Here is a 26,979-nt window from a genome sequence, read left to right on the forward strand (position 1 = left end):
TCAGCGCCCCTGCGAGAGCCGGTCGGCGAGCCAGTGCGGCAGGCCGTTGTCGCGAATCCTGTCCGCCGCGGTCTCGATGTCATAGGGCGCGCGGCAGTAGGTGATCTGGCACGTCTCGGTGTCGAACAATACGAAGGCCGCAGACGGATCGCCGTCGCGGGGCTGGCCGACCGCACCGAGCACGGCGAGCCATTGCCGGCCGCGCAGAAGCTGCACCGGGACGTCGGTCTTCGGAACGAAGCTCGTCATCTTGGCCGTCACCGACATCGAATAGAGCGCGGGACGATGGATGTGGCCGCAAAACGTGACATGAGCGGGCGTTGCAATCAGGCTCTTGGCGGCGTCCACCGTCGAGCGGACATAGTGCCAGCGCTGGGGGTTGGAGGCTTCCGAATGCACGAAGAGACGATCGCTATCCTCCACCAGCATCGGCAGTTCGGTCAGGAACCGCCTCTGCGCGCTATCAAGCCGGCCGCGGGTCCATTCGATCGCGATTTGCGCCTCGGCGTTCATGGTCTCCGTCGGGGAATTGACCGCCTGGTCGTGATTGCCGCGCACGGCGATCGCACCCTGGGCAACGAGCTCCATCGCGGTATCCACCACCCATTCCGGATCGGCGCCATAGCCGACGAAATCGCCGAGCAGGACGAACCGCTCAGCGCCCTTCGCACGGGCAACCTTCAGGCAGGCCTCGAAGGCCTGCCTGTTGCCGTGGATATCCGAAAAGACAGCTAGGAGCACGCACCCTCCACCCTCCAATTCTTATTGAAGGCCGGTAAGGCCAAATTGAGGGAGGTCAAAACCATGCGCCAGCGCCGCGCCGATTACCAGCGCAGCCTTGCGGTGATGATCTTGCGGTGATGATGATGAGCCTATTGCTCGTCCTTTGGCGGCATCCGGGGCGGCGGCAGCGGGGTGAAGCTCACGCCTTGCGCGCCGGCCGGCGGGGCGATGAATTCGCCGGTCGAGGAATCGCCGCCGGTGGTCTCCAAAATGGTCTTGGGCGTCACATATTCGCGGACCATGTCGATGAGGCTGCCATCGCCGCCGCCGAAATCAGCGGCGCGGCCGCCTTGCGGATGTCCCAACGCGATCTCGTTCTCCGCGGCATGGGTCTTGTCGGCGAGCCTGTCGTCGTAGGGCACGCGGAAGGCGCGCGGGATGCCGCTCGGGCGATTGTCCTCGTCGAGCTGCTCGACCCACAGATAGATCGAGCCGGGATCACCCTGAAGCGAATGCGGCTCGACGATGCGGGCCTTCAGCAGCTTGAAAGTCGCCGGCAGCCGGTCGGCACTGGCCCAACCGAGCAGCCCGCGCATTTCGGTGAAGCTGACGACGTAGAAGGCGCTGGTCACGACCACGGCGATCGCCTTCAGCGACCAGTGCAGCCGCGCGTAGACCAGCACGACCAGCAGCAGCGCGCCGATCACGGCGTAGGCGAGCGACAGCGTGAGGATGACCGTTTGCAGGCTAGTCACGGCGCACCCTCGCAGCGTTGTTGCTCACACCGGTCCTCGGGTCGAGATCGGCGCCGTTGCGCCACCCGGTGCGGAACGTCTCCAGCAGCGATTTCGGCCGCTGGTCCACATTGACGACCTTGCCCTCGGCATCGAGCCGGAACCGCACCGCGGTCTTCTCGTCGCCGGTGTGGTCGAGCGTGAACTTGTTGTCGAAGACCACCTGCGCGGTCGGATTGAGCTTCTGCACCTTCACATTGGCCGTGACGGGTTCGCCGGTCGTCGCCACGAAATGCGAGACGTTGACGGTGTATTCGCCGGCGACGATGCCGCGCACCGTGACGATCTCCTCGCGGATCGGCGAGGCGATCTTCTTGCCGTTGACCATGATGAAGTCGTTGGCCCCGCCGCGGTCGTCGCGATCGAGGGTCAGGAAGCCGGCCTCACGATGGCGGTACCAGGCGATATTGCCGACGGGATCCTGCACGAACAGGTCGAGGTCGTCGGGGTGGCTATCCGGCCAGTCCAGCGTGATCATGAACTCGGCCTTGGAATCGATCTTGCCCTCCTTGGCATCAGGGGAGACCGCGAGCAGCGCAAGAAAGAACAGGAACGCGATCACCTGGAGCGCCTTGAACAGCATCACGCCCAGCGGATCGAACGGCTCCTCGCGCGGATAGAGACCGAAATCATCCATCATGACGGGATTCCGACACCCTTGATTCCAGACCCCTTGCGCTCCAGCACCGGCGTCACATAGGTCTCGGTCAGCACCACCGCATCCGAGAACACCCGCTGGGTCGCGGCATCCAGCATATAGTACTGGATACGGACCAGGATCGAGCCGACGAGGCCGGCGAGCGTCGTGTACATCGCGACCGCCATGCCGTCGCTCATCAGCCCCATCGAGGAGCGCATCGCGACCTTGTCGGCGGCATCCAGCCCCGCGATCGGGGCCAGCATGATGATGAAGCCGACGATGGTGCCGAGCAGGCCGAGCTTCATCAGCGTATCCGAGACGAAGGCGCCGAATCCATTGGAGCCGCGCAGCCGGTCCGCGAGCGTCCGCAGCAGCAGCGTCTGGTCGACCGGGCGGTAGTCCTGCGCGGCCGCTTTCGTCACCAGGCTCTGGATGTGGTCGCGCACCAGCCCGCGCGGCAGCACCGCCGCGCTCGCGTCAAGCACCTTGCCGCCCTCAGGCGCGGCGAGCGCCTCGCGGCAGCGCCGCGCCGCTGCGCCTTCACGCGCGATCGCCCGCGTGCGCAGGAAGCAGTGGCCGCAGGTCAGGACATAGAGCACCGCGATGACGCTCGAAATGTAGGTCCGGTCCGAGGTCAGCATCAGATGGATCAGGCCGAACCGCCACAGCAGCACGACGGCGAAGACCGAGAGCCCCGTGAAGATCATCCAGAACAGGAGCGCGCTGCGCTCGGATGGGTCGGTCGCGGTTCCCGCGATCGGTCCAATCGTGATCGAACTCATGCTGCACTGCTCCCGGCCCGCAACGATTGGCCTGCAAAGATTTCCGGTCGATTAGATCAAAGCCGTCGTATCAGGTCCAAAGACCCATGCCCAATCCGGCTTGGGAAATTTGCCCGAGCTGCAATCCCGCCACACCCCGCAATTGGCAAGGCGCGGCGGCATTGTTAGGCTGAGCTTATCAAACGTCGAGGGTGATCGCATGCGCCTCGTGCTTCAGCTTGTCGCCCGTCTGCTGCTTATCGTAGCCCTGTGCCTTGGCGCGGCAACCATATGGGCCACATTCGACGCCTATCGCAGCGTCGACCGGTCGACTGCGGCCTCGGCGCAGCGGGTCGCGCAGGCGCTTCAGGCGCTGTATTGGCGCGAGCTTTTGTTGCGCAGCAGCAGAGCGCGCGAGCACCTCCTGCCCGTTCCGGACTGGCGCACCCTGGAGACCATGAAGCTGATCTCGCCCGGCGTCTGCGTCGAGTTCCAGCCGGCTGCCGCATTCGAGAAGCCGCTCTGCGGCCAGAGCGAGGGGCTGGGCAAGACCCCGCCGCGCTGGTTCGCCGCGATCGTGCCGACCTTCCTCGGCAGCCACGCCGAGGTGGTCCGGCCGGTCAGTCCCCGCGCCGCGACCGCCGGCACCGTGGTCGCGACGCCGGATGCCGCGGCCGCCGTCTCACTCGCCTGGGAATACATCCTCAACGTGATCGACGTCGCGCTGTTGATGGCGGCGGCGATCGCGCTGCTGGCTTCGCTGGCGATCGCGCATGCGCTGGCACCGGCGCGCACGATCGTGACCGCCCTGCAGCGCATGGCGCGCGGGCAGTATCGCACCAAACTCCCGCGTTTCCGCTCCATGGAGCTGGCGATGATCGGCGGCGCCGTCGACGAGCTCGGCGGCCGGCTGGAGGAAGCCACAGAGCAGCGCGCCGCGCTGACGCGGCGCCTGATCGAGATCCGCGACGACGAGCGCCGCGCCCTCGCCCGCGAGCTGCACGACGAGTTCGGGCAGAATCTTTCCGCCATTCTCGCCTTCGCCAACACGATCGAAACGGCGAGCACGAAGGACAATCGGGATAATGGCATCGCGCAGGACGCGCGCATGATCTCGCAGGCCACCCATCATCTGATGGCCTCGCTCCGCGATGCGCTGAAGCGTCTGCGCAATCCCCTGCCCGAGGAGCTCGGGCTCGAGGCAAGCCTCGTCAATCTCGTCGACAGCTGGCGCTCACAGAGCGCGGCGCGGCCGACGATCCAGCTCGATCTCAGGGGTGACCTCACTGACATCAGCGGTCCGGCCGCCACCACGGCCTATCGCGTGGCACAGGAATGCCTGACCAACGCGCTGCGTCACGGTACGGCGCGCGAGATCTCTTTGCGCATCGAACGCCGGGCCGGCGAGGATGACGCGCTGCTCATCCGTGTCGAGGACGACGGCGGCGGCGATGCGGAGCGCGTCTCGCAATCTGCCGGCTTCGGCCTGACCGGCATCCGCGAGCGCGTCACGGCGGCCGGCGGATCGCTCTCGATCCTGCCCGCCCGCGGCGGCCTCAGTGTCGCCGCCACCATCCCGCTCGCCGCGTGAGGGCGGAATGAGCGAGGTTGCAGCAACAGGCATCTCCGTGCTGCTCGTCGACGACCACCCGATCGTCCGCCAAGGCTATCGGCGCGTGCTGGAAAGCCAAGGCGATCTGCATGTCGTGGCGGAGGCCGACAACGCCGCGGACGCCTACAGTGCGTTCAAGGCGCATGATCCCGATGTCGTCTTGCTCGACATCTCGATGCCCGGCGCGAGCGGGCTGGAGGCGATCCGCAACATCCGCGCGCGCAGTCCGCGGGCGCGGATCCTCGTCTTCACCATGCACAACGAGGCCGTGCTGGTGAAAGCCGCCTTCAGCGCGGGGGCCAGCGGCTTCGTCACCAAGAGCAGCGAACCGTCCGCCGTCGTCACCGCGATCCGCGCCGTCGCGCGCGGCGAGCGGGCCATGAGCGACGATATCGCGCATATCCTCGCCGAGGACAGTCTGTCGGCGGGCTCAGCGCTGGATCAGTTGGGCGAGCGGGAGATCGAGATCCTGCGCCAGTTCGCCGGCGGCGCCACCACCGAGCAGATCGCGACGCACCTCAATCTCAGTGTGAAGACAGTGCAGAACTACCACTATCTGATCAAGACCAAGACCGGCGCGCGCACCGACGCGCAGCTGGTGCGGCTCGCCGCGACCTGCGGGCTGACGAAGATCTAGCAGCGGGGCTGCCGCTTTCCCCACGTCACTTGAAGATTTCGAATCTGCCGGGCCCGATGGAACGGAGGCCATCCGGCTCCGGTTAGGAGTAGAGTGGAGGAATCGCCATGAGTAAGGCTCATCACAAGGCAGTCGACCATCCCCCGATCATCACCGTAGGCGAGCTCATCGATGAACTTTGCCGCCTGCCCGATACGGCCGTCGTCCACTTCCGCTGCCCCATGCTCGAGCAGGAGCTGACATTCTACCGCCTTCGAAAGCGGTCAAAGGATGCCGTTGAAATCGCGGTCAATGCATATCCGGAGAGCCCGCCAGTCGTACCGGCGACCAACGGCGGTGCGTTTCAGCCGCGCAGGCACGCGACAGCCGCGCCCCCCGTTCGGGAGAGTGCGCTTCTTCACAAGGCAAGAGGGTGAGATAGGCCTCCGGGTCTAGGCCGCCTTCAGGCCGCGCAGCAGCAGCGCGAGCGTCGCATCGACGCGCGCGGAGAGATCCGCATCCTTCCACTCGTCGGCATGCGCCGGATGGTGGAAGCGGACGGTGGCATCGAAGATCGCGCGCGCAGTGGTCTTGACGTCGCCGATGGCGAATGCGCCCTGCTTCACGCCGTCAGTCAGGATCGCCGAGATCTGGTCGATCATGGTGTCCTTGTGACATTTGACGGCCGCGCAGGCCTCGCGCGCCAGCGTCAGATAGGTCTCGAACATCTCGGGGTCGTCGAGCACACGCGAACGCTTGGCGGCGAACAGCGTCCGCAGCCAGCGGTCGAGCCGCGCCGGCGCCGGGCCCTGCTCCGCAGCGATCTGGCGGAGCGGCGCGTCGATGCGGTCCAGCCAGCGTTTGGCAACGGCCTCGCGCAGCGAGGCCTTGCTCGGGAAATGGCGATACACGCTGCCGTGGCTCACATCGAGCGCACGGGCAACGTCGACCACGGTGGCCTTGGCAAGTCCGTAACGCCGCAAGACGTCCTCGGTCACTTCGAGGATCCGCTCCGGCGTCAAGACAACGGCTTCATTCATGCCAGCACCATGTTCCCGTTTGGGCTCAGTTATCCGGCGATAGAGCTGCTTCCGAAGCGCCCATGCCGGCCGTTTCGGAAAGCTTTCGCCTTAATGAGGCAGTTTTGCAGCCTGCGCCGCGATCTGGCGCGCCACCAGCAAATTGAGCCAATGCCCAATCGCCCCGGTGAGATTGATGATTTCGGTCGTCATTTTCTTATATCTCCATTCGTCCACGGCCCTCGCCCTTCGATGGCGACCTTCGATCCGAGAGGTATTTCGGATGTCGGGCTCCCCCTGGAGGTAACCGCGGGACGCCCAATCGGAGCGTCCGAGAAGGGATATACACGTCCCGCTGACAGATTTCAATATCTGTCAGTCAATGATCCGTGATTGACAGTTAATATTTGCGGCTGGCGTCGCCATCCCCTGCCATCCGGTCCGGTGGATAGCTCGGCGATCCCCCTCTCCCGGGGTCCAGACCGTTTGTTTCGCCCTGCCTGCTCTGTTAAATCACGGCGTAAAAAGCATTTTGGCCGGCGCCGCCCCTTGGGACCGCCCGCCCACCTTCCTGGAGCCGTCAGATGATCCCCCGCTATACCCGCCCGGAAATGGCCTCGATCTGGGAGCCGCAGACCCGGTTCAAGATCTGGTTCGAGATCGAGGCGCATGCGGCGGACGCCCTCGCCGCTCTCGGCACCATCCCCAAAGAGGCCGCCAAAACGGTCTGGGCCAAGGCCAAGGACGCCACCTTCGACGTCGCCCGCATCGACGAGATCGAGCGCGAGACCAAGCACGACGTCATCGCCTTCCTCACTCACCTCGCCGAGATCGTCGGCCCCGAGGCGCGCTTCGTCCACCAGGGCATGACCTCGTCCGACGTGCTCGACACCTGCCTCAACGTCCAACTCACCCGCGCCGCCGACCTCTTGCTCGCCGACCTCGACAAGGTGCTGGCCGCACTCAAGAAGCGCGCCTTCGAGCACAAGATGACGCCGACCATCGGACGCAGCCACGGCATCCATGCCGAGCCCGTGACCTTCGGCCTCAAGCTCGCTTATGCCTATGCCGAATTCTCGCGCGCCAAGGAGCGCCTGATCGCGGCGCGGAAGGAAGTCGCGACCTGCGCCATATCAGGCGCCGTCGGCACCTTCGCGCAGATCGATCCGCGCGTCGAAGAGCACGTTGCGAAAGCCATGGGCCTTGTCCCCGAGCCGATCTCGACCCAGGTGATCCCGCGCGACCGCCATGCGATGTATTTCTCGACGCTCGGCGTGATCGCCTCTTCGGTCGAGCGCATCGCGGTCGAGATCCGCCACATGCAGCGCACCGAAGTGCTGGAGGCCGAAGAGTTCTTCTCGGAAGGACAAAAGGGCTCCTCGGCGATGCCGCACAAGCGCAACCCGGTGCTGTCGGAGAACCTCACCGGCCTCTCCCGCATGGTGCGCGCCTATGTGACGCCTGCCCTGGAGAACGTCGTGCTCTGGCACGAGCGCGACATCTCGCACTCCTCGGCCGAGCGCATGATGGGCCCTGACGCCACCGTGACGCTCGACTTCGCGCTGGTGCGCCTCGCCGGCCTGATCGACAAGCTCCTGGTCTATCCCGCCAACATGCAGAAAAACCTCGACCGCCTCGGCGGCCTCGTCCATTCGCAGCGCGTGCTCCTGGCGCTCACGCAGAAGGGCGCGAGCCGCGAGGACGCCTACAAGCTCGTGCAGCGCAACGCGATGCCGGTCTGGCGCGGCGAAGGCGATTTCCTTGTTCTGCTGAAGAAGGACGCCGAGGTGAAGAAATATCTCACCGACGCCGAGATCGAGGAGCAATTCGACCTCGGCTATCACCTCAAGCACGTCGACACGATCTTCAAGCGCGTGTTCGGCGAAAGCTGAGCACCGCTTGCGTCGCCCAGGAGCCACGCTCGTGGCTGCCGGGGCTCGTGCAATTGCGGTCCATAGTCGCTTCTGCAGCCATTTCACGAGCGCGGGGCTGCCGATGGTGGCGGCGATGAAGCCGCACATATTGCCGTCGACATAGCCCGCGCGGCCGCGCCCTTGCACGTAGCGCTTGCTGAAGAAGATCGTGTGCAGCTTGTTGCCAGCGTCATCGAGGAAGACGAGCTGCCAGCGCAAATCGGGCTGGTAAGACAATTGTACAGGCGCCAGCGTCTTGACGGCTGCCGCCAGTTCGGTCGCGTCGGTCGCGGTCAGGACCTGCGTCTTGCGTCCGCTCGCGTAGCTCGAAAAATGCTCCGGCGAGATCGGGATGCTGGTGAGCAGCCGGTCGGAGATCTTCTGAAGATCGATCCGCTTGATCTGCCCCGCCTGGATCTTCTGACTGATCGATCCAATCACGGCAGTGGCCGGGCCGACATCGCAGGCGAAGGCCGGGCGCGCCATGATCGAGAAGCAGGCCGCCAGCACAAGAATGTCGCGTCCGAACTTCATGGCTTGCCCTCGTCCCCGGCGGATCGCTGCCGCACCTTATAGCCACGGAGCGGGGCGACGAAAGCCCGGCGACCATTTGCGGACCGCGATGCCGCGGAGTACGCTTCCAGCCCATCGACGCCTGCGAACACAGAAGAAACGGATCCCCATGCCCATCGTCAACCGCGTTGCCGCCCTCTCCGACGAAATGGCCGCCTGGCGCCATGACTTCCACGAGAACCCCGAATTGCTCTACGAGGTCCACCGCACGGCCGGCATCGTCGCCGAGAAGTTGCGCGAATTCGGCTGCGACGAGGTGGTGACGGGTATCGGCCGCACCGGCGTCGTCGGGGTGATCCGCGGCCGCAAATCCGCCTCCGGCAAGACCATTGGGCTCCGCGCCGACATGGACGCGCTGCCGATCATGGAGACTTCGGGGGTGCCTTATGCGTCGAAGGTCCCCGGCAAGATGCACGCCTGCGGCCATGACGGCCACACCGCGATGCTGCTGGGTGCCGCCAAATATCTCGCCGAGACGCGCAATTTCGACGGCACGGCGATCATGATCTTCCAGCCCGCCGAGGAAGGCGGCGGCGGCGGCAAGGCCATGGTCGAGGACGGGTTGATGACGCGCTGGAACATCCAGGAGGTCTACGGCATGCACAACATGCCGGGCCTGCCGGAAGGTCATTTCGCCACGACCCCCGGTGCGATGCTCGCCTCCTCCGACAACATCCAGATCACCGTCCACGGCAAGGGCGGCCACGCCGGCGCGGGTCCGCACAAATCCGTCGACAGCGTGCTGATCGGCTCGCAGATCGTCAACGCGCTGCAATCGATCGTGGCGCGCAACGTCGATCCGTTGAAGTCGGCGGTCATCTCGATCACGCAATTCCACTCCGGCACCGCCTTCAACATCATTCCGGAGGTCGCCGAGCTAGGCGGTACCGTGCGCACGCTCGATCCCGAGGTGCGCGATCTCGTCGAGCGCCGCATCGGCGAAGTCGCCGAGAGCGTCGCCCGCGCCTATGGCGGCTCGGCCGAGACGAAATACACGCGGATGTATCCGGTGACGATGAACCATGCGCGCGAGGCCGGCCTTGCCGCCGACGTCGCCCGCGACATCGTCGGCACCGATCGCGTCAACGACAAGTTCATCCCGATGATGGGCGCCGAGGACTTCTCCTTCATGCTGGAGGCGCGTCCCGGCGCGATGGTGCTGGTCGGCATGGGCGACGGCAACGAGTGCCATCACCAGGCCTACGTCTTCAACGACAACATCCTCGGCCACGGCGCCTCGTTCTGGGCGCGTCTGGTCGAGACGCGGATGCCGGCGGGGTAATCCCTCGCCTCAGCGGGGGCCGCTTCAATTGCAGACCTCGGTCAAGCCGCCACCGTTAATGGCAACGCTCGGCGATCGTCCCAGCTTGCAGCCGGGACGAAGGGGCCGGCAGCCGGCATTTGTGCATACGATCTGGCCGGACGAATTCGCTTGTGAAGCAGCCGGCGATGACTCACTCTTTTTCCGGTCCGAGTCACGCCTTGCGGGTTCATCGCGCGTCGCCGCATCTCGGAGGCATTGAGGTCTGTTTTGACATCGACCGCATCGAAGCCCGCCTTCTTGAACATATCGCCGACCAGGGCGGCATCGTTCACGGGATTGGTGAGCCGCAGCGTGTTCTTGTACGCGGAATTGCCGATCACGAGCGCGACGCGCTTCTCGGCCTGCGCCGGCGCGCAAGTTACGAGAGTGGCAACGATCAAAGCGCAGAAAGATCGAACAATATTCACGCACATTACCTATCAGCCTTGATGCATTTCATGTGACCATCGAAGGCTAGTTGCACACTTCCGCTTGGATCGCGCCGGAACTCCCCGGCCTTGGATCGCGCACAATGCGACACCCTTTGGCAACTGGCCTACATCCAGCACTTGTGCAGATTATTTGCCCTGAGGCCTGCGGGGGCGACGGCGCGGCCTCCTTTTGTTTTCGATCACTGTCCCGCCTCCGCGACTCCTCGCGCGTTGCGACCGGCTTCTTCTCCTGGACCTTCTCGCATTCATTGTCCTCGCCGACGCGATAGCCGGCGCGGCAGGTGATCTTGACGCATTGGTCGCCGTCGGCCTTGAAGCCGAAATTGCACACCAGCGGGCAAACCCTTCCCGGCTTCGCCTTCAGCGCATCGAGCGCATCCACGCTCGCGAGCTTCACGTCGAGCTGGGTGCCGGCATATTTGTTGAACAGCGTCAGCGAGCGCTGCGACGTCGCATTCCAGTCACCGTCCGCCGCGGCGGACAGGCAGCCGACGCGGCGCAACTCGCTCTGCACGGACTTAGTTAGATCAGCCGCCGACAATGTGGACGCCGGAGCGGGCGAGAGGGCGGCGACTTTCTGGTTCTCGACTTCGGGCATCTGCCGATCGGCCGTCGGCTTGGCCGCCTGCTCAGCCTTCTCCGCTGCCTGCTTTGCAGCAAGCTCGGCCTTGGCTTTCTCCGCCGCCTGCCTCTCGGCCAATGCCTTCGCTGCGGCCGCCTCGGCAACCTTGCGCTGCTGCTCGGCCGCCTCGGCCCTCGCCTGCTCGATCTGCTTCTGCTTCTCTGCGGCGATGCGGGCATCTTCGGCAACCTTGGCCGCAGCGGCCGCCTTGTCCTGCTCGGCCTTCTGGGCGCGTTCGGCAATGAGCCTGGTCTTTTCCTGCTCGGCCGCCTTGGCCTTCTGCTCGGCCGCAGCGCGCGTCTCTTCGGCGCCGATCTTGTTCAACTGGCCTTTGGCGAGATTCGCATAGAATCCGTCAGGATATTGCGCCAGGAACGCTTCCCAGCCGTCACGGGTGCCGAGTTGGAGCGCAAGTTCATAGTCTCGCCTGAGCTCAGACTGCGGATTGGCTTGCGGGCCGGTCGCAACGGGCTTGGCAGGAACGAGCGGCACGTCGTCGCCGCCGAGCGAGCCATACACGAATGGCTCTTGCTTGTTGGCCGTGCTCTTCAGCACGTCATCGCGCACGAAGCCGAACGCTTTGCGCAGATCCAGGCCGGGTTTTGGCAGGTGGTCCGAGAGAGCCGTGGCGAACGGGCTGTTCCGGGAGTCTCCATCGGACGCCGTCGAACCGGCCTTGGCCGCAAACGCAATCATCGTGTTCGGAGTTGTTGGCTCGACCTTGGCGAGGCCGCGGCCGATCGCGCGCGAGGCCACCGTGCGCTTCATCGTCTTCGCAAAGGGATTGTCTCGGCAGGCATCGAGGATGACGAGCCGAAGCTGCTTGGCAGGCTCGATGCTCACCAGCACGCGATCGATCGGCAACGCCTCGTCGTAGACGTCGGTGTCGGTCTCGAGCGCGGCATCGGTCGGGATCAGATAGTTGGTGCCGTCCACCTCCATGCCGTGGCCCGCATAGTAGATGACCGCGACATCGGCATCCCGGGTCCGCCCGCCGAATTCGCGCAGCGCCTTGCGCATTTCAGACGCGTTCAAGTCCTGCCTGACGTCGACCGTATCGAAGCCGGCCTTCCTCAACATGCCGCCGATCAAGCCGGCGTCGCTCGCGGGGTTGGCAAGCTTCGGCACGCTCTTGTAGGCGGAATTGCCGATGACGAGCGCGACGCGCTTGTCGGCGAGCGCCGGGCTGCAGGCGAGACAGCCTGCAAGAGCAAAAAAAGCAAGGGCCGTCAGCGCGATGGAGCAAGCCCGAAAGATGTGCTTCATCATCAGTTGCATATTTCAGCCGGTATCTTAGCCGCGGGATTGGAAGGATGATTAGCGGTCCCGAGCCGGCATCCCTTGGCGATCGGCCTGCATCCGGCGGCATTGCAGATCATCTGTCCCGAGGCTTGCGGCGCGGCCGGCGCGGCCTCCCTTTGCTTTCGATCCGTATCCCGCCTCCGCGACTCCTCGCGCGTCGCGACCGGCTTCTTCTCCTGGACCTTCTCGCACTCGTTGTCGTCGCCGACGCGATAACCGGCGCGGCAGGTGATCTTGACGCATTGGTCGCCGTCGGCCTTGAAGCCGAAATTGCAAACAAGCGGGCAGACCCGCCCCGGCTTCGCCTTCAGCGCGTCGAGCGCATCCACGCTGGCGAGCTTCACGTCGAACTGGGTGCCGGCATATTTGTTGAACAGCGCCAGCGAGCGCTGCGACGTCGCGCTCCAGTCGCCGTCTGCGACGGAGGACAGGCAGCCGACGCGGCGCAATTCGCTCTGCACGGATTTTGTCAAATCAGCCGCCGATAACGTGGATGCCGGCGCGGGCGAGAGCGCAGCGACTTTCTGGTTCTCGACTTCGGGCATCTGCCGATCGGCCGTCGGCTTGGCGGCCTGCTCAGCCCTCTCCGCCGCCTGCTTTGCGGCAAGCTCGGCCTTGGCCTTCTCCACGGCCTGCTTCTCGGCAAGCGCCTTCGCAGCCGCCGCCTCAGCTACCTTGCGCTGGTGCTCGGCCGCTTCCGCTTTCGCCTGCTCGATCTGCTTTTGCTTCTCTGCGGCGATCCGCGCCTCTTCCGCCGCCTTGGCAGCTGCTGCTGCCTTCTCCTGCTCGGCCTTCTGGGCGCGCTCGGCGATCAGCCTCGTCTTTTCCTGCTCGGCCGCCTTGGCCTTTTGCTCGGCCGACGCGCGCGTCTCTTCGGCGCCGATCTTGTTCAACTGGCCCTTGGCCAGGTTGGCGTAGAAACCGTCCGGATACGCCGCCAGGAACGCTTCCCAGCCGTCGCGCGTCGCAAGCTGAAGCGCGAGCTCGTAATCCCTGCGAATGGCATCCTGCGGGTTGGCCTGCGGACCGGTCGCGGCGGGCCTCACGACGAGGGGCACGTCGTCGCCGCCGAGCGAGCCATAGACATAGGGCTCCTGCTTGTAGCCGGTAGTCTTGAGCACGTCGTCGCGCACGAAGCCGAAGGCCTTGCGCAGATCAAGGCCCGGCTTCGGCAGATGCTCGACCAGCGCAGCGGCGAACGGACTGTTTCGCGCATCGCCATCGGACGCCGTCGATCCTGCCTTGGCCGCGAAGGCGATCATGGTGTTCGGGCTGGTCGGCTCGACCTTGGCCAGGCCGCGCCCGACGGCACGTGAAGCCAGCGTGCGTTTCATCGACTTGGCGAAGGGGTTGTCGCGGCAGGCATCCAGGATGATCAGGCGCAGCTGCTTGGCCGGCTCGACCGCGAACAGCGCGCGTTCGACCGGAATGGTCTCGTCGAGAACGTCGCCATCCGTCTCCAGTGTCGCGTCGGTCGGAATGAGATAGTTGGCTCCATCGAGCTCGATGCCGTGGCCGGCGTAATAGATCACCGCCATGTCCGCATCGCGCGACCTGCCGGCAAACTCGCGCAGCATGCGCCGCATCTCGCTGGCACTGAGATCCAGCCTGACGTCGACGGAATCAAAGCCCGCCTTCTTGAACATGCCGCCGACCAGCGTGGCATCGTTCACGGGATTGCTGAGCTTGGGCGCGCTCTTGTAAGCGGAATTGCCGATCACGAGCGCGACCCGCCGGTCGGCATGCGCCGGTCCGCAGGCAAGGCCAATCGCGAATATCAACAAGACAAACAGCCGAAACGGAATCACTTGCGTCCCCCCGGATGCAATTCCCTGAGACTATTCGCTAGCGTCGCCGATTGCTAATTCTTCCTATGTGATTTCCGTCACACAAGCCGATCTAACGGGGGTAAGGATAATGCGGCGAAGCGTCACCCTGGTCTTTCCAGGTGACGCCGCCGCCTGTCGAGGCCGCTATATTTGCACCACCTCGTGGCGCATCACGAAGGGTGCAAGCAGCGCGTGTACCTCGCTCGCAACCGCCTCGCGCTGGTCCGACGGCAGGCCGGCAAGGGTCACGGTGGCGATTGATCCGTGACTGCCATGGGCACCGACTTTAACCCTGCAATCGATGCCGCGCTCGACCAGCGGCGTGAGCACCTTGGTGAACACGCGCTCAGCCGCGTCCCAGCGCAACTGCGGCTTGAACACCTTGCCGACGCCGGTCACCGGCATCGGGTCGATCGGAATGACCTGCACCGGGACAGCGGCCCGCTCCGGCGTGCGCTCGCGAACCCAGGATTCCAGTTCGCCGGGCTCCACGGTCGCGCCGGGCTTCAGCTGCACGTAGCCCACCGGCAGTTCGCCGGCATAGGCGTCGGGCTGGCCGACGACGGCGGCGAAGCCGACCGCGGGATGCCGGAACATGATCTCCTCGACCGGCGCGGGATCGATGTTATGGCCGCCACGGATCACGAGATCCTTGGCGCGACCGGTGATCCAGAGATAGCCGTCTGCGTCGAGCCGGCCGAGATCGCCGGAATTGACCCAGACCTCGTCGACGAAGGCGCCCTTGTTGTGCTCGTCGTTGAGATAGCCGCCGAATACGCCGGGCCCTGCCATGATGACGACGCCGATCTCATCAGGCGCGCAGTCGCGGATCAGGCGGCCATCGGCATCGAGTTGCACGATGCGCACGCGCGCATAAGGCATGGGAAGGCCGACCGACCCGAGCCGGATCGGCCGTGATGGATAGGCCAGCGTGTGCACGCTCGAGGTCTCGGTCATGCCGTAGACCTCGACCACTGGCAGCTTCAGCTTGTCCTGGATCGCCGAGCCGACCGCGACGGGGATCGCCGAGCCGCCGCCGGCGGCATATTTGAGGCTGGAGATGTCGGCATGATCAGGCGGCACCGCGAGCGTTGCGGCGAGCACCGTCGGCACGCTCGACAGCGCTTCCGGCTTGAAGCGCTCGACCAGGCGCCAGATGTTCTTCACCGCACTCGGATTGCGCCAGCCGCTCGGCGACAGCACGACCAGCGAGCCGCCGCTCGACAGCATCGTCAGCACCTGTGTCAGCGATCCCCCGACGTGAAACAGCGGCATGCCGAACAGCAAATTGGCGCCGGGCTTCGCTCTCAGCAGCAGGTTGAGCGCCCATGCCTGATAGACTTGGTTGGTATGCGTGTGCCGCACCAGCTTGGGCGTGCCGGTGGTGCCGCCGGTGTGGAAATAGGCCGCGATGTCGGCACCCGAAATCTTGCGCCCGCTGACAAGCCGATCCGACGGTTGCTGCTTGATCAGGTCGCTGAAAGCAAAGATGCCATTCGCCGGATCGCCGCCGCCGAACACTTGCACGATCGCCTTGAGGTGCTTGAGTTGCGGGCGGATCTGCTCGACCTTCTGCCAGATGTCGGTGCCCGGCATCGGCCCGAGCGCCACCAGGATTTTGGTGTTCGCAGCTTCCAGGATCTCCGCAATCTGGTGCGGCTCCAAGAGCGGATTGACGGGATTGGCGATGCCGGCGGCCTCCGCGCCGAACAGCGTCACGAAGGCATCCGGCACCAGCGGCAGCATGAAGCTGATGACGTCGTCTTTCTCCGCGCCGAGCGCGTGAAACATGTTGGCAGCCTGCGTGACGCGCGCAATGAAATCGCGATAGGTGACCACTAGCGGCGTGTCGGCGGGATCAGCGTTTTGCAGAAACTGGATCGCCGCACCGTCGGGATTGCGCGCCGCGCCCAATTTGATGGCGTCAAACGTGCTCTCGGCAGCGATGCGGTCCGCATAGGGGACCCGCTCGAACGCCCGGACCTCCTCGTCGGTCAAATGATCCGGATAGTCATTGCCAATGAGCCGATCGAGCGCGTGGATGCCCGCCATGGAATTCCGTCCTCCCTCAGATACATGTCCCCGCCCCCTGTCTTTTGACATTTTGGGTCGGCGCGGCCCCGACCGATGGCCGGCCCGGCGCGGACAGAATGATGGATGATTTGGCGTTCGTCCATGGCCGGCTGCAACAGGCTCACACGGCGAGACGCCGGCGTGGATCTATGGACGATCCGGCGACCAGCCCACCGCGTTGAAATCGGCTGGCGCAGGCATCACTTCGGGCTCGGCGGTTGCCTTACGCAGAATTGCGTCCGCACGATTTAGGTCCGACATTTCGGTCGGCACGCCCTCTTTGTCCACGGCGAGTATTCCCGTCATCTCGGGCGGTGCGGTCATCACGTAGCGGTCCGCAGCTTCGATCAGACGAAGGACCTCGTCGCGAATGAAAGCCGCTGACCATTCGGATGGCAGGCCTTTCACAGCGGCGAACTCCTCGGCCGGGATCGACAACGCGTGCCGGCGAATTTCGTCGGTGGTTCGACGCGGAGAGAAATTGGGCGGCTTGCCAGCCGCGGCAAGCACGAGCGGCCCGAGCGGGCAATAGTCGTGGCCGATGGCGACGAGATCGGCGATGTCGCGCGCCTTGGAGCGACCTGCGGCAGCGAGCACCTTGTTGACGGCAAGATCTGCCTGATGGAGCCGCGCCCCCCAGTGCTTGTCCTTTACGAGAGGAAAGAAGCGAAGTCGCGTCTCCGCGAACCACTGGATGACGGTCGTTTCGGAAGCGCGCGAGATGGTCGCATCCACGCAGCCATAGATGATGAAGTCGCGATGCGTCTTGAAGCCGGCAGTATCGAGGACGGCAAGATCGGCCCTTGCGCTCTCGGTCACCTCTTCATCCGTATCGTGGAAGATGTCGATGTCGTCGGATCGTCGGTCCCAGTCCTTGTTGAGCATCAGGCCGCCGGCAAGATAGCTGCTGTCCGAGCGATTCTTGGCGAGAAGCCGCAAAATGTCGCTCTGCAGTTTGCTGAGAGCCATCTCAGTTCTCCCTGGCGTTGACGCGGTCGAGTATCTTCCTGCCCATCGCAAAAGCGCGCGCATCGCCGCGCTCGATCATGGCACGCGCGGCGACGGCGGCGCGGGACCGCAGATCGGGAAGCCGATCGAGATCGACATTGTCGAGAATGCGCGGTCCGTAGAGACGGAGCGCATTGTCGAGCAGCGACTGCAGTTCTTTGGTCAGCCGATGCTCCGCCCGCATGCGCGAGGCGAGCGCCAGGACTTCATCGCGTGCCGCCGGCGGAATCAGGACTTCGACGCGCACGAGGTCGGCCGCACCACCCTGGCTGCGATATTTTCTGACGCGTTTATTCGCAGGGATCATCGGCCACTCGCTTTGCGAAACATCAAGCTACCATACGTATCCCGGTTACGCAAATTTGTATCCCGGTTACGAGCGCAACCAATTGGTATGTTTCGTTTTTATTTAACCTTACTCGAAAGGTGAACTTCCTCGCGCCGTAGGCGGACCAACAGGCAGTAGCGGCTTCGCCGGACGGCGCGCCGCGAGACGCGAGGACGCCATGACCACGCCCCTGCGAGATCGCATCACTCCGCTGCTCCTCGCGCTTGCCGTAACATCGGGGATCATCGCATCGACGATCGCGCTGCCCCGCGCGGCGCTCGCCGCGGACGGCCAGTTCGACAAGATGCGCGCCAAGATCGCGGCATTCATCACCGACAAGATGGAGAAGCTGGGCGGATCGCGCATCATCTACAAGGTGGACAGTGATGCCTTGCGGGAGGCGGTCACCACGGATCTGCGCGACGACGTCTACAAGACCCTGCGCGAGGGTCGGATCGCCTTCTCCGGCCTTGCGATTCGTGACGGCGGCGTCGATGTCAAGATCGCGGACGCCAAGGGCCGCGAACTGCTCACGCGCAAGCTCGCCTCGGCGGCAGAGGGATTGCCCACGCACGCGCTCGCCGTGACCGACGCCGGAGACGGGCTGACCAGGCTTGCGCCGACCGATGCCGCATCCGCCGCACGGCTGCGCGATCTCGTCGAGGATTCCATCGCCATGATCGAGCAGCGCCTCAAGGACGCCGGCGTCACACTTGCCAGCGTCCAGCCTGAGGGAACCGACCGCATCCGCATCTTCCTGCCAGGTACGATGGAGCCCGAGCGCATCACCGCGATCTTCGCCAGGAAGGTCAAGGTCAGCTTCCGCCTGATCGATGTCACAATGTCGGCGGAGCAGGCGCAATCCGGCACGCCTCCGGCGGGCACGGAAGTCATGTTCGGCTTCAAGGACAAGCGTCCCTATCTCGTCAAGGCCAGCGCGCTCGACGGTGACGACATCAGCTACGCGGGACCGGGATTCACGAGCGACACGAAGGAGCCGATCGCCTCGTTCCGCTTCAACGGCCGCGGTACGCGGCGCTTCGCTCACATCACCGCAGAGAATGTTGGAATGCCCTTCGCCATCGCGCTCGACGACAAGGTGATCTCCGCCCCCGTGATCCGCGAGCCCATCACCGGCGGCTCAGGCCAGATTTCCGGCAACTTCACTCTGGAAGAGGCGAACAGCGTCGCCATGCTGCTGCGCGCCGGCTCGCTGCCCGGACGTCTTGGCCTCGTCGAGCAGCAGGTCATCCAACCCGCCGCCAAGCCATAAGGCGAAGATCGTCAGACGCGCCCCACCCGGGGCATCCGGCCGTTCCGCGACGCCGAAGCCCGCCCCGAATCACGGCCGCGTTGCGGCCGGACGCACAACCAACGGGCAATTGCCGAAACGCCCGATCAGGCTAAAATTTGCCTCTTGCGGCGTGACGGCCAAAGGCTTCATTTCAGGCGGCCGTCATTCGATTTCGGCTATACGTGTCGAGCATACCGACCAGGACTGAAAGCCTTACGCGGGGTTAGTACCATGCCGTCCGGCAGCGCAGACATTTCCTCGATCCTCGACCGCATTCTTGAGGCGGCGACGGATAATCTCAGAATCGCGAAAATCCTGGTGCAGATGGGCCTCGATCCCAACGACGTCACCTACGACGCGATCTTTAACCGGCTGCTGGAGATCTTCGTCCACAACATCACGTTCGCCAATCTGTTCGCCGTGGTCGGGGCCGGCTTCTTCGTCGCCACCCTCTTGATGCGAACGATGGTGCCGCTGCGCGTCGCCAACATGATCGGCTGCGTATTCTTCGCCGTCTTCGGCGCGCTCTCCGCCAACGTCGCGACGTTCCTGCTCTATCTGCTGATGCTTCCGATCAACGCCCTTCGGCTGCGGCAGATGCTCAAGCTGGTCAAGAAGGCGCGCCATGCCGCCGAAGGCGACATGTCGATCGAATGGCTCAAGCCATTCATGACCGAGCGCAAATATCGAAGCGGCGATACGCTGTTCAAACTGGGCGATCCCGCCAAGGAGATGCTCCTCACGGTCACCGGCAAGTTCCTGGTCAAGGAGATCAATGTCGAGATCGGGCCCGGAGCTCTCATGGGCGAGCTCGGCTTCCTGACGCCCGACAACCGGCGAACCGGAACCATCGAATGCGTCGAGGACGGTCAGGTGCTGACGATCACCTATGACCGGCTGCTCGAGATCTACTTCCAGGACCCGCAGTTCGGCTATTACTTCCTGGTCCTGACCAGCCAGCGCTTGCTGCAGAACATCGATCGTTTGCAGAAGCAGCTCGCCACGGAGCGGGCGGCCACGACGAACAGGATCGCGTGATCGCCGCTGCTCAGCCTAGCAGCAGCGCCATGCCGGGATCGCCCTTCTCCATCGCGCGCCGGTAGGCCGGGCGGGCACTGACGCGGCCGAGATACTTGACCACGTTCGGGCAGCGCTGGACATCATAGGGCTGGAAGTAGCGCATCGTCGTCAGCGAAAAGCCCATCATGATGTCGGCGGTGGTGAAGGCGTTGCCCGCCAGATATTCGGCGTCGCGAAGGTGCGCGTCGAGGAGATCGTAGGAGCGATCGAGCCGTCCCTTCATGGCAAGCAGGGTCGGGTTGTCCTGTGCAAGATCGAGCCGGTTCAGAATCATCATCCGCCCCATGCCGGGTTGCAAGGTGCCATTGGCGAAGTGAAGCCAGTACAGGAACTGCGGGAAGGCGGGATCATTGGGGCCGAGCACCAGACGGCCGTTGCCGTACTTTGCGACGATGTAGTCGACGATGGCGCCGGACTCCGCGAGCACGAGATCGCCGTCGGTCACGACCGGCGCGGCCCCGCTCGGGTGCAGCGCCTTGTACTCCGGCGGCGCCAGCATGGTGACGGGATCGCGGGCATAGCGCTTCAGCTCGTAGTGAAGCCCCAGTTCCTCGCACAGCCAGACGATGCGCTCGGACTGAGACTTGCCGAGGTGATGGACGGTGAGCATGAGGCCTCCTGCAGCGGTAAGTTGGGCACGTCGTGACGACGCATATAGCAGCCATTGCCAGGGGTGGGATCTCGGTCTTGTGCCCAGGACGCAGCGCAGCGCCCTCGGCGACGGCGCGCTGCAGAGCCGGGCCCATCCAGCCGGGTTTTTCCTGTCCGCAGCGCGTCCAGCCTCCCCCAAACGGCACCGCCGCAAAATCGCCCTAAAAACCGAATGGTAACCATGGCGGGCTAGGGTAATGACGTGACCAATTCTCCGACGATCCTGGTGTTCGATTCCGGCCTTGGCGGGCTTACGGTCCTCCGCGAGGTTGTCGCCGCGCGTCCGGACGCCCATTTTGCCTACGTCGCCGACGACGCCTTCTTCCCCTACGGCCACCACAGCGAGGACGAGATCATCGCCCGCGTCGTGCCGCTGATGGGTGAACTGATCGGCACGCATGACCCTGATATCGTCGTCATCGCCTGCAACACGGCGTCCACCCTGGTCCTGTCCCACTTGCGCGCCGCTTATTCGGTGCCCTTCGTCGGCACGGTGCCGGCGATCAAGCCGGCCTGCGCGCAATCGAGGACCCGTCGCGTCTCGGTGCTCGGCACCAAGGGCACGGTGAAGCGCGAATACACCAAGGCCCTGATCCGCGATTTCGCGCAAGGCTGCGAGGTGACGCTGGTCGGCTCGCCCGAGCTTGCCTCGCTGGCTGAAGCTGAGCTCAGCGGCACTTCCGTCAGCGACGGCGACATCCTGGCCGAACTCGCCCCCTGCTTCGTCGGCGAAGACGCGACCTCGCGCACCGACACCGTCGTGCTCGCCTGCACACATTATCCGCTGCTGCTCGACCGGCTGAAGCGGCTGGCGCCCTGGCCGGTCGACTGGATCGATCCCGCGCCGGCGATCGCCCGCCGCGTCTCGGATCTGCTCGGCCCGCGCATCGGCGGCATCGCACAGGCCGGTGCCGAGATGATCTTCACCTCGAACCGCGTGCACGGCCTTTCGGCCACGCTGACGCCGTTCTTCGGCGGCCGCGCGCTGGCCTGACTTTGCGCATCGGCGCCGCGCTGCTAGGTTTTGCCGTCGTCATCTCACCGCAGGCCTTTCCATGTCGGTCCAGACCCCGCCGCTCAACCGCCTCCGCCAATTGTGGCGCGATGGCCGCCCCGCTTTCGGCGCGATAGCGACCATCCCGAGCGTGCAGATGGTGCAGATCATGGCGCGCTCGCTCGACTGGATCATCGTCGATCTCGAGCATGGTCCCATCGGGCTGACCGAAGCGCACGCAATGATCGCGGCAACGACCGGCACGCCGTGCACGCCCCTGGTTCGGATCGCGGCGAATGAGCCGTGGCTTGCGAAAGCCCCGATGGACATCGGCGCCTTCGGCATCAACTTTCCGATGATCACGAACCGCAGTGATGCCGAGAAGGCGGTCCGCAGCGTGCGCTACCCGCCGCGCGGCGACCGGCTCTGGGGCCCGTTCCACGCCCCGTTCCGCTGGGGCCAGTCGATGCCGGACTACATGGCAAGCGCCGACGACGAGATGATCTGCATGATCACCATCGAGCATGTCGATGCCGTCAACCGCATCGACGAGATCATGGCAACGCCGGGCATCGACGTCGCGGTGATCGGCCCTGGCGATCTCGCCACCTCCATCAACAAGCGCGGACAGATGGACGATCCGGAACTGCTGGAGCTGGTCGCGCGCGCCGAGGCCGGCATCCTCAGAAGCGGCGTGCCGATCGGCGGCGTGGCCCGCACCGCGGACCAGGCCAACGCCCTGGTCGACCGCGGCTACCGCGCCATCGCGCTCGGCTTCGACTGGTCGCTGCTCCAGCGCGGCATACTGGCGGCGTTCGAGGGCATCAGGCGCTGAGCAGGCTGATTGCCACCTTGCCGGGAACTGCGGCCCTGCTAGGGTCGGCCGCATCGGGAGGAAAACCATGCTTAAGAAGACTTTGCTCGCTCTGACCTTTACCGGCCTTGCCTTCGCGGCCTTCGCCCAGCAGCCCGGCATCAAGCGCACCCCGCTCCAGAAGGTCGAATTTCCGGACGGCTACAATACCATCACTGCCATCGCGGAAGTCCCGGCGGGAGGCTCGGCCGGACGCCATACCCATCCGGGAATCGAGACCGGCTACGTGCTCGAAGGCGAGCTGAACCTCCTGATCGACGGTCAGCCGGAGAAAACCCTGAAAGCCGGTGATTCCTACCAGATCCCGGCAGGCGTCGTGCACGACGCCAAGGCTCATGGAGATAAGGCCATGAAAGTGCTGGGAGTTTACGTCGTCGACAAGACCAAGCCGCTGGCTTCGCCGGCTCCCTGACTGGTCGAACCGTTCAACCCCTGGCGGGTTGGTTCGTGGTAAAGGAACGGCGAGCGGGAGCCCGCTCGCTGCACATTTTTTCATCTATGGGAACCGAAGACCGATGCGGGGGACGCCAAAGCCCATTTCGCTGCCGCGCCGCTTGATTTGCGACCTCATGCGCGCGTCGATGGACGTGCCGTTCGTTTCGCTTTCCCGTTCACTCAATATCCGCCCCTTGCTCGAGGCACGCGCCGCAGCTGCCGCGCCAGCGGGCTGGGCTGCGACCTTCGTCAAGGCGTTCGCCCTGGTCGCCAGGGACGAGCCGATCCTGCGCACTGTCTACGCCAAATGGCCGTGGCCGACGTTCTACGAATTGCCGAACAGCGTGGCGTCGGTGGCGATCGCCCGGGTCGAGGATGGCGAGGAATGCGTGATGCCGCAGCGAATCGCGGCCCCCGAGGCCATGGCGCTGGCGGCGGTCGATGCCGAGATCCGGCGCGGCAAGACGGCGCCGATCGACGACGTCCCGATGTTCCGGAAGATCATGCGGGCAACCCGGCTGCCGCTACCGCTGCGGCGGCTGTCCTGGGCGATCGGCCTCAATTTCGGCCGCCAGCGCGGCAACTGGTTCGGCAGCTTTGCGGTGAGCTCGGTGGCCGCCTATGGCGGCGGCGAGCTCCACCCGATCACACCGGGCCCCTTCATCGTCAGCTACGGCCTGGTTGAGCCCGACCAGACCATTCATGTCGTGATCCGCTGGGACCACCGGGTTACCGATGCGGCCCCGATCGCCCGGGTCCTGACCCGGCTGGAACAAGTCCTGAACACTGAAATCGCTGCCGAATTGCGGGCGGCCGGCGCGAAGCCGATAAGAGTGGTCGGGACATGATTCCGGGCCCATTCGCATTGACAGAACGGCCCAAACTCCCCTAAAAGCCGCCTGCTCGCGGGCCGATTTCGGCCCGCGAAGCGTTTCGCGACCCGTGGTCCTCTCCCTTGAAGCTTTGGGGATCGGACCTGTCAGTGCCGGGCTAGCCCGTCACACAGGAGGGCGCGTTTCCTCAAACCATGTACCTGAAGAGGACGCGATGACTAAGCGCAGTGAGGCGAAGTACAAACTCGATCGCCGTATGGGCCAGAACATCTGGGGCCGCCCGAAGAGCCCCGTGAATCGCCGCGAATACGGCCCCGGCCAGCACGGCCAGCGCCGCAAGGGCAAGCTCTCGGACTTCGGCGTGCAGCTGCGCGCCAAGCAGAAGCTGAAGGGCTACTACGCCAACATCTCCGAGCGGCAGTTCCACGGCATCTATGTCGAGGCGAGCCGCCTCAAGGGTGACACCGGCGAGAACCTGATCGGCCTGCTGGAGCGTCGTCTCGACGCGGTCGTGTACCGCGCCAAGTTCGTCTCGACGATCTTCGCCGCGCGTCAGTTCATCAACCACGGCCACATCAAGGTGAACGGCCGCAAGGTCAACATCTCGAGCTATCAGCTCAAGGTCGGCGACGTGATCGAGGTCAAGGAAGCCTCCAAGCAGCTCGCCCATGTGCTCGAAGCCAGCCAGCTCCCCGAGCGCGACACTCCCGACTATCTCGAAGTCGACCACGGCAAGATGACCGCGAAGTACGTGCGCATCCCCGGCCTCTCCGACGTGCCGTTCCCGGTGCAGATGGAGCCGCATCTGGTCGTCGAATTCTATTCGCGCTAAGATCTGAATATCGAAAGGCCCCGGTTCGCCGGGGCCTTTTTGCTTAAGAGCCACACTTCAGTGGCCGTCATGCCTGCAGGAGGCGTCGCATGCTCTACACCCCTCCCCCCATCGATCCCAAGGCGCCGCCGGTGCGCATCAATCTGCTCTCGGACACGCAGACGAAGCCGACGGCCGCGATGCGCGACGCCATGGCGCGGGCAGAGGTCGGCGACGAGCAGGTCGGTGACGATCCGACCGTGAATGCGCTGTGCGAGCGCGTCGCCGCGCTGATGGGCAAGGAAGCCGCGGTCTATATGCCCTCGGGCACGATGTGCAACGTCACCGCGACGCTGGTGCATTGCCGTCCCGGCGACGAGATCCTGGCGCACGAGACCGCGCACATCATTGCCCGCGAAGGCGGCGCGCATGCCGCGATCGGCGGTTTTCAGGTGACGCAGCTTAGGGGTCCCGACGGCCAGTTCACGCCGGAGACGTTCCGGAAAGCCCTGCATCCCCGCACGCGCTACCAGCCGCCGCAGACCGTCGTCAGCGTCGAGCAGACCGCCAATATCGGCGGCGGCACGATCTGGAAGAAGGCCGCGCTCGACGAGATCGTCGCGATCGCCAAGCAGCACGGCCTCGTCACCCACATGGACGGCGCGCGCCTGCTCAACGCCACCGTCGCCAGCGGCATCTCTCCGCGCGACATGACCGCCGGCTGGGACTCGGCCTGGATCGACTTCTCCAAAGGTCTGGGTGCGCCGATCGGTGGGGTGCTCGCGGGCTCGCGCGCCTTCATCGATGCGGTCTGGCAATGGAAGCAGCGCCTCGGCGGATCGATGCGGCAGGCCGGCATCTGCGCCGCCGCCTGCATCTACGCGCTCGACCATCACGTCGACCGCCTCGCCGACGACCACGCCAATGCGCGCGCGCTCGCCCGCGGGCTGTCGCAGATCCCCGGCGTCGAGGTGCAGGAGCCCGAGACCAATCTCGTGTTTTTCAAGCCCGACGGCGCCGGCATTGCCGGCGACAAGATGGTTGCAGCGCTGCGCCAGCGCGGCGTGACGCTTGCGATGATGGACGGCCGCATCCGCGCCTGCACCCATCTCGACGTCAATGCGGCCCAGATCGAGGAGACGATCGGGTACGTCAGAGAGATCGTGCGCGGGGCGTGATCACCGCCCCATCGCCTGATAGATCAGCGTCTTCAACGCCAGCTGGATCCGGCCGCGTTGCGACGGGGTCTGCACCATGAAGATTCCGAACAGATCGTCTTCGGGATCGATGAAGAAGAAGGTGCCGCCGACGCCGTCCCAGCGATATTCGCCAAGCGGCCATGACGTCCCCTGCGGCACCGAAGTGCGCACCGCAAAGCCGAGGCCGAAGCCGGAGCTGCCGCCCGGATAATAGTTCTGATCGCGCGCGATCTTCATTTCCGGCCCGATGTGATCCGACGCCATCAGCGCGATGGTCTCGGGCTTGAGATAGCGCCGGCCTTCATAGCTGCCGCCATTCAGCAGCATCTGCGCGAAGCGGGCGTAGTCGCCGACTGTGCCGACCATCCCCCCGCCGCCCGATTCCCACTTCACCGGCCGCCTGATATCGCGAACCTGCGTCGTCGGATTGATGTTGCGATCCTCCGGCATCGGCTCGGCAATGCGCGGGAATTTAGCGGGATCGGCGACGAAGAATGCCGTCTCGGTCATGCCGAGCGGATCGAGCAGCCGTTCCCTCTCGAACTGGAGCAGCGTCTTTCCTGAGATCACCTCGACGACGCGGCCGAGCACGTCGGTGGAGAAGCCGTAGTCCCACACCGTGCCCGGCTGCTCGACCAGCGGCAGCGTGGCGATTTTCGCGGCGAAGTCGGCATTGCTGAGATTACTGTTGAAGAGATTGGCTTCGGCATAGAGCTCGCGCACTGCGCCGCCGTCATGATAGCCGTAAGGCAGCCCCGAGGTGTGGCGCAAGAGGTCCTTGATCGTGACGGGACGCTCCAGCGGCTCCAGCGCCAGAGCGACCTTGCTATCCTCGGCCTTCTTCTCCACGCCGACCTTCATGCCGGCGAAAGCAGGAATGTATTTCGAGACCGGATCGTCGAGCGCGAGCTTGCCCTCCTCGACCAGCATCATCGCCATGACTGATGTGATCGGCTTCGACATCGAATAGAGACGGAAGATCGTGTCCGCGCTCATCGAACTCTCGGTCGCGACATCGCGAACGCCGAAATTCTCGTAATAGACCGGCTTCCCATGCTGCTGGAGCAGCAGAATGGCGCCGGGAATCTTGCCGGTGGCGATCTCGTTCCGGATGTAGTCGGAAACCTTTGCCAGGCCCTCGGGCGAGAGGTTGCGCGCGGCGCGCTCGGAGCTCGCCTGCGCACTCACGACACCGAACAGAAAGGCGAGCGCCGCGATCAGCGCGCGGCGCCCGAACATG

At 64.9% G+C, this 26,979-nt stretch carries 26 protein-coding genes and 1 pseudogene; 14 read left to right on the forward strand and 13 right to left on the reverse strand.

Going from position 1 to position 26,979, the window contains the following annotated elements:
* The 4 genes from XI04_RS19945 to XI04_RS19960 form a co-directional block, all read right to left on the reverse strand.
* Entirely contained in the window at positions 1 to 741 is a 741-nt protein-coding gene (locus tag XI04_RS19945; RefSeq protein ID WP_271610357.1) for a metallophosphoesterase family protein, read from the reverse strand.
* A 131-nt stretch (positions 742 to 872) separates the two neighbouring features.
* Positions 873 to 1,478 (reverse strand): hypothetical protein, encoded by a 606-nt coding sequence (locus XI04_RS19950; protein WP_028142882.1) that lies wholly within the window; start codon positions 1,476 to 1,478, stop codon positions 873 to 875.
* Complete coding sequence (locus XI04_RS19955) at positions 1,471 to 2,157, reverse strand: hypothetical protein (RefSeq protein ID WP_028142881.1); 687 nt, start codon at positions 2,155 to 2,157, stop codon at positions 1,471 to 1,473. Before XI04_RS19955 ends, XI04_RS19950 begins: the two co-directional genes overlap by 8 nt.
* The gene (locus XI04_RS19960; protein WP_028142880.1) at positions 2,154 to 2,939 is read right to left on the reverse strand and encodes a MotA/TolQ/ExbB proton channel family protein; all 786 of its coding nucleotides are present in this window, start codon (positions 2,937 to 2,939) and stop codon (positions 2,154 to 2,156) included. The genes XI04_RS19955 and XI04_RS19960 overlap by 4 nt, the downstream gene beginning before the upstream one ends.
* Before the next feature lie 199 nt (positions 2,940 to 3,138).
* On the opposite strand from XI04_RS19960, the gene XI04_RS19965 reads away from it, so the two are divergent.
* The 3 genes from XI04_RS19965 to XI04_RS19975 all read left to right on the forward strand — a co-directional run bounded on the left by XI04_RS19965 (position 3,139) and on the right by XI04_RS19975 (position 5,583).
* Positions 3,139 to 4,509 carry a sensor histidine kinase gene (locus XI04_RS19965; protein ID WP_028142879.1) on the forward strand — a complete coding sequence of 457 codons (1,371 nt, stop codon included), beginning with the start codon at positions 3,139 to 3,141 and terminating at the stop codon, positions 4,507 to 4,509.
* A 7-nt stretch (positions 4,510 to 4,516) separates the two neighbouring features.
* A complete protein-coding gene (locus tag XI04_RS19970) occupies positions 4,517 to 5,167 on the forward strand; it encodes a response regulator (protein WP_028142878.1) in 651 nt (216 codons plus the stop codon).
* Between the two features lie 107 nt (positions 5,168 to 5,274).
* Positions 5,275 to 5,583 carry a hypothetical protein gene (locus XI04_RS19975; RefSeq protein ID WP_018316558.1) on the forward strand — a complete coding sequence of 103 codons (309 nt, stop codon included), beginning with the start codon at positions 5,275 to 5,277 and terminating at the stop codon, positions 5,581 to 5,583.
* A gap of 15 nt (positions 5,584 to 5,598) precedes the next feature.
* Here the strand turns inward: XI04_RS19975 and XI04_RS19980 are convergent, their stop codons facing one another.
* The gene (locus XI04_RS19980) at positions 5,599 to 6,186 is read right to left on the reverse strand and encodes a TetR family transcriptional regulator (RefSeq protein WP_028142877.1); all 588 of its coding nucleotides are present in this window, start codon (positions 6,184 to 6,186) and stop codon (positions 5,599 to 5,601) included.
* 563 nt (positions 6,187 to 6,749) lie between these two features.
* On the opposite strand from XI04_RS19980, the gene purB reads away from it, so the two are divergent.
* The 3 genes from purB (at position 6,750) to XI04_RS19995 (ending at position 9,933) form a co-directional block, all read left to right on the forward strand.
* A complete protein-coding gene (gene purB, locus XI04_RS19985; protein WP_038948031.1) occupies positions 6,750 to 8,057 on the forward strand; it encodes an adenylosuccinate lyase in 1,308 nt (435 codons plus the stop codon).
* Positions 8,058 to 8,249: 192 nt separating this feature from the next.
* Entirely contained in the window at positions 8,250 to 8,654 is a 405-nt protein-coding gene (locus tag XI04_RS19990) for a hypothetical protein (RefSeq protein ID WP_271610356.1), read from the forward strand.
* Positions 8,655 to 8,760: 106 nt separating this feature from the next.
* Complete coding sequence (locus tag XI04_RS19995; protein ID WP_271610355.1) at positions 8,761 to 9,933, forward strand: M20 aminoacylase family protein; 1,173 nt, start codon at positions 8,761 to 8,763, stop codon at positions 9,931 to 9,933.
* A 218-nt stretch (positions 9,934 to 10,151) separates the two neighbouring features.
* Here the strand turns inward: XI04_RS19995 and XI04_RS20000 are convergent.
* The 6 genes and pseudogenes from XI04_RS20000 to XI04_RS20025 form a co-directional block, all read right to left on the reverse strand.
* Positions 10,152 to 10,388 (reverse strand): annotated as a pseudogene (locus XI04_RS20000) (caspase family protein); the annotation flags it as partial.
* Between the two features lie 40 nt (positions 10,389 to 10,428).
* Entirely contained in the window at positions 10,429 to 12,297 is a 1,869-nt protein-coding gene (locus tag XI04_RS20005) for a caspase family protein (RefSeq protein ID WP_157158054.1), read from the reverse strand.
* Positions 12,297 to 14,138: a caspase family protein gene (locus tag XI04_RS20010; RefSeq protein ID WP_028142872.1), complete on the reverse strand. Its 1,842-nt coding sequence runs from the start codon at positions 14,136 to 14,138 to the stop codon at positions 12,297 to 12,299. The genes XI04_RS20005 and XI04_RS20010 overlap by 1 nt, the downstream gene beginning before the upstream one ends.
* A gap of 165 nt (positions 14,139 to 14,303) precedes the next feature.
* On the reverse strand, positions 14,304 to 16,211 hold the full coding sequence (locus XI04_RS20015) for an acyl-CoA synthetase (protein ID WP_271610354.1): 1,908 nt from the start codon (positions 16,209 to 16,211) through the stop codon (positions 14,304 to 14,306).
* A gap of 168 nt (positions 16,212 to 16,379) precedes the next feature.
* A complete protein-coding gene (locus XI04_RS20020) occupies positions 16,380 to 17,201 on the reverse strand; it encodes a hypothetical protein (protein WP_028142870.1) in 822 nt (273 codons plus the stop codon).
* 1 nt (position 17,202) lies between these two features.
* On the reverse strand, positions 17,203 to 17,547 hold the full coding sequence (locus XI04_RS20025; RefSeq protein ID WP_244439158.1) for a hypothetical protein: 345 nt from the start codon (positions 17,545 to 17,547) through the stop codon (positions 17,203 to 17,205).
* 199 nt (positions 17,548 to 17,746) lie between these two features.
* On the opposite strand from XI04_RS20025, the gene XI04_RS20030 reads away from it, so the two are divergent.
* Both XI04_RS20030 and XI04_RS20035 read left to right on the forward strand, forming a co-directional pair.
* The gene (locus XI04_RS20030; protein WP_028142868.1) at positions 17,747 to 18,841 is read left to right on the forward strand and encodes a SecDF P1 head subdomain-containing protein; all 1,095 of its coding nucleotides are present in this window, start codon (positions 17,747 to 17,749) and stop codon (positions 18,839 to 18,841) included.
* A 252-nt stretch (positions 18,842 to 19,093) separates the two neighbouring features.
* Entirely contained in the window at positions 19,094 to 19,900 is an 807-nt protein-coding gene (locus tag XI04_RS20035) for a Crp/Fnr family transcriptional regulator (RefSeq protein WP_038948040.1), read from the forward strand.
* Positions 19,901 to 19,910: 10 nt separating this feature from the next.
* Here XI04_RS20035 and XI04_RS20040 read toward each other — a convergent pair whose 3' ends face one another.
* On the reverse strand, positions 19,911 to 20,552 hold the full coding sequence (locus tag XI04_RS20040; protein WP_095426140.1) for a glutathione S-transferase family protein: 642 nt from the start codon (positions 20,550 to 20,552) through the stop codon (positions 19,911 to 19,913).
* Positions 20,553 to 20,795: 243 nt separating this feature from the next.
* Here XI04_RS20040 and murI point away from each other — a divergent pair, with 243 nt between their 5' ends.
* From murI to XI04_RS20070, 6 genes are all read left to right on the forward strand, one after another.
* Positions 20,796 to 21,587 (forward strand): glutamate racemase, encoded by a 792-nt coding sequence (gene murI / locus XI04_RS20045; protein ID WP_028142865.1) that lies wholly within the window; start codon positions 20,796 to 20,798, stop codon positions 21,585 to 21,587.
* A 61-nt stretch (positions 21,588 to 21,648) separates the two neighbouring features.
* Positions 21,649 to 22,422, forward strand: coding sequence for an HpcH/HpaI aldolase family protein (locus tag XI04_RS20050; RefSeq protein ID WP_028142864.1), 774 nt, complete (start codon positions 21,649 to 21,651; stop codon positions 22,420 to 22,422).
* Positions 22,423 to 22,489: 67 nt separating this feature from the next.
* Positions 22,490 to 22,873, forward strand: coding sequence for a cupin domain-containing protein (locus tag XI04_RS20055; protein WP_028142863.1), 384 nt, complete (start codon positions 22,490 to 22,492; stop codon positions 22,871 to 22,873).
* Positions 22,874 to 22,976: 103 nt separating this feature from the next.
* Complete coding sequence (locus XI04_RS20060; protein ID WP_028142862.1) at positions 22,977 to 23,744, forward strand: acyltransferase; 768 nt, start codon at positions 22,977 to 22,979, stop codon at positions 23,742 to 23,744.
* A gap of 199 nt (positions 23,745 to 23,943) precedes the next feature.
* A complete protein-coding gene (rpsD, locus tag XI04_RS20065) occupies positions 23,944 to 24,561 on the forward strand; it encodes a 30S ribosomal protein S4 (RefSeq protein ID WP_018316575.1) in 618 nt (205 codons plus the stop codon).
* An 89-nt stretch (positions 24,562 to 24,650) separates the two neighbouring features.
* Positions 24,651 to 25,718 (forward strand): threonine aldolase family protein, encoded by a 1,068-nt coding sequence (locus XI04_RS20070; protein WP_212476865.1) that lies wholly within the window; start codon positions 24,651 to 24,653, stop codon positions 25,716 to 25,718.
* On the opposite strand, the gene XI04_RS20075 is transcribed toward XI04_RS20070, so the two are convergent.
* The gene (locus XI04_RS20075) at positions 25,719 to 26,978 is read right to left on the reverse strand and encodes a serine hydrolase domain-containing protein (protein WP_271610353.1); all 1,260 of its coding nucleotides are present in this window, start codon (positions 26,976 to 26,978) and stop codon (positions 25,719 to 25,721) included. It lies immediately after the preceding gene.
* Between the last annotated feature and the right edge of the window lies 1 nt (position 26,979).

This window comes from Bradyrhizobium sp. CCBAU 11430 (genome assembly GCF_028128855.1).
In the GTDB taxonomy this organism is placed as follows: domain Bacteria; phylum Pseudomonadota; class Alphaproteobacteria; order Rhizobiales; family Xanthobacteraceae; genus Bradyrhizobium; species Bradyrhizobium ottawaense.

Coding starts and splice junctions, on each gene's coding strand:
- XI04_RS20070 (WP_212476865.1), top strand. CDS start 24,651: ATGCTCTACACCCCTCCCCCCATCGATCCCAAGGCGCCGCCGGTGCGC.
- XI04_RS20055 (WP_028142863.1), top strand. CDS start 22,490: ATGCTTAAGAAGACTTTGCTCGCTCTGACCTTTACCGGCCTTGCCTTC.
- XI04_RS19970 (WP_028142878.1), top strand. CDS start 4,517: ATGAGCGAGGTTGCAGCAACAGGCATCTCCGTGCTGCTCGTCGACGAC.
- XI04_RS19965 (WP_028142879.1), top strand. CDS start 3,139: ATGCGCCTCGTGCTTCAGCTTGTCGCCCGTCTGCTGCTTATCGTAGCC.
- XI04_RS20025 (WP_244439158.1), bottom strand. CDS start 17,547: ATGATCCCTGCGAATAAACGCGTCAGAAAATATCGCAGCCAGGGTGGT.
- XI04_RS19955 (WP_028142881.1), bottom strand. CDS start 2,157: ATGATGGATGATTTCGGTCTCTATCCGCGCGAGGAGCCGTTCGATCCG.
- XI04_RS20015 (WP_271610354.1), bottom strand. CDS start 16,211: ATGGCGGGCATCCACGCGCTCGATCGGCTCATTGGCAATGACTATCCG.
- XI04_RS20040 (WP_095426140.1), bottom strand. CDS start 20,552: ATGCTCACCGTCCATCACCTCGGCAAGTCTCAGTCCGAGCGCATCGTC.
- rpsD (WP_018316575.1), top strand. CDS start 23,944: ATGACTAAGCGCAGTGAGGCGAAGTACAAACTCGATCGCCGTATGGGC.
- XI04_RS20035 (WP_038948040.1), top strand. CDS start 19,094: ATGCCGTCCGGCAGCGCAGACATTTCCTCGATCCTCGACCGCATTCTT.
- XI04_RS19975 (WP_018316558.1), top strand. CDS start 5,275: ATGAGTAAGGCTCATCACAAGGCAGTCGACCATCCCCCGATCATCACC.
- XI04_RS20060 (WP_028142862.1), top strand. CDS start 22,977: ATGCGGGGGACGCCAAAGCCCATTTCGCTGCCGCGCCGCTTGATTTGC.
- XI04_RS20005 (WP_157158054.1), bottom strand. CDS start 12,297: ATGATGAAGCACATCTTTCGGGCTTGCTCCATCGCGCTGACGGCCCTT.
- purB (WP_038948031.1), top strand. CDS start 6,750: ATGATCCCCCGCTATACCCGCCCGGAAATGGCCTCGATCTGGGAGCCG.
- XI04_RS20050 (WP_028142864.1), top strand. CDS start 21,649: ATGTCGGTCCAGACCCCGCCGCTCAACCGCCTCCGCCAATTGTGGCGC.
- XI04_RS20075 (WP_271610353.1), bottom strand. CDS start 26,978: ATGTTCGGGCGCCGCGCGCTGATCGCGGCGCTCGCCTTTCTGTTCGGT.
- XI04_RS20030 (WP_028142868.1), top strand. CDS start 17,747: ATGACCACGCCCCTGCGAGATCGCATCACTCCGCTGCTCCTCGCGCTT.
- XI04_RS19960 (WP_028142880.1), bottom strand. CDS start 2,939: ATGAGTTCGATCACGATTGGACCGATCGCGGGAACCGCGACCGACCCA.
- XI04_RS19995 (WP_271610355.1), top strand. CDS start 8,761: ATGCCCATCGTCAACCGCGTTGCCGCCCTCTCCGACGAAATGGCCGCC.
- XI04_RS19980 (WP_028142877.1), bottom strand. CDS start 6,186: ATGAATGAAGCCGTTGTCTTGACGCCGGAGCGGATCCTCGAAGTGACC.
- XI04_RS20020 (WP_028142870.1), bottom strand. CDS start 17,201: ATGGCTCTCAGCAAACTGCAGAGCGACATTTTGCGGCTTCTCGCCAAG.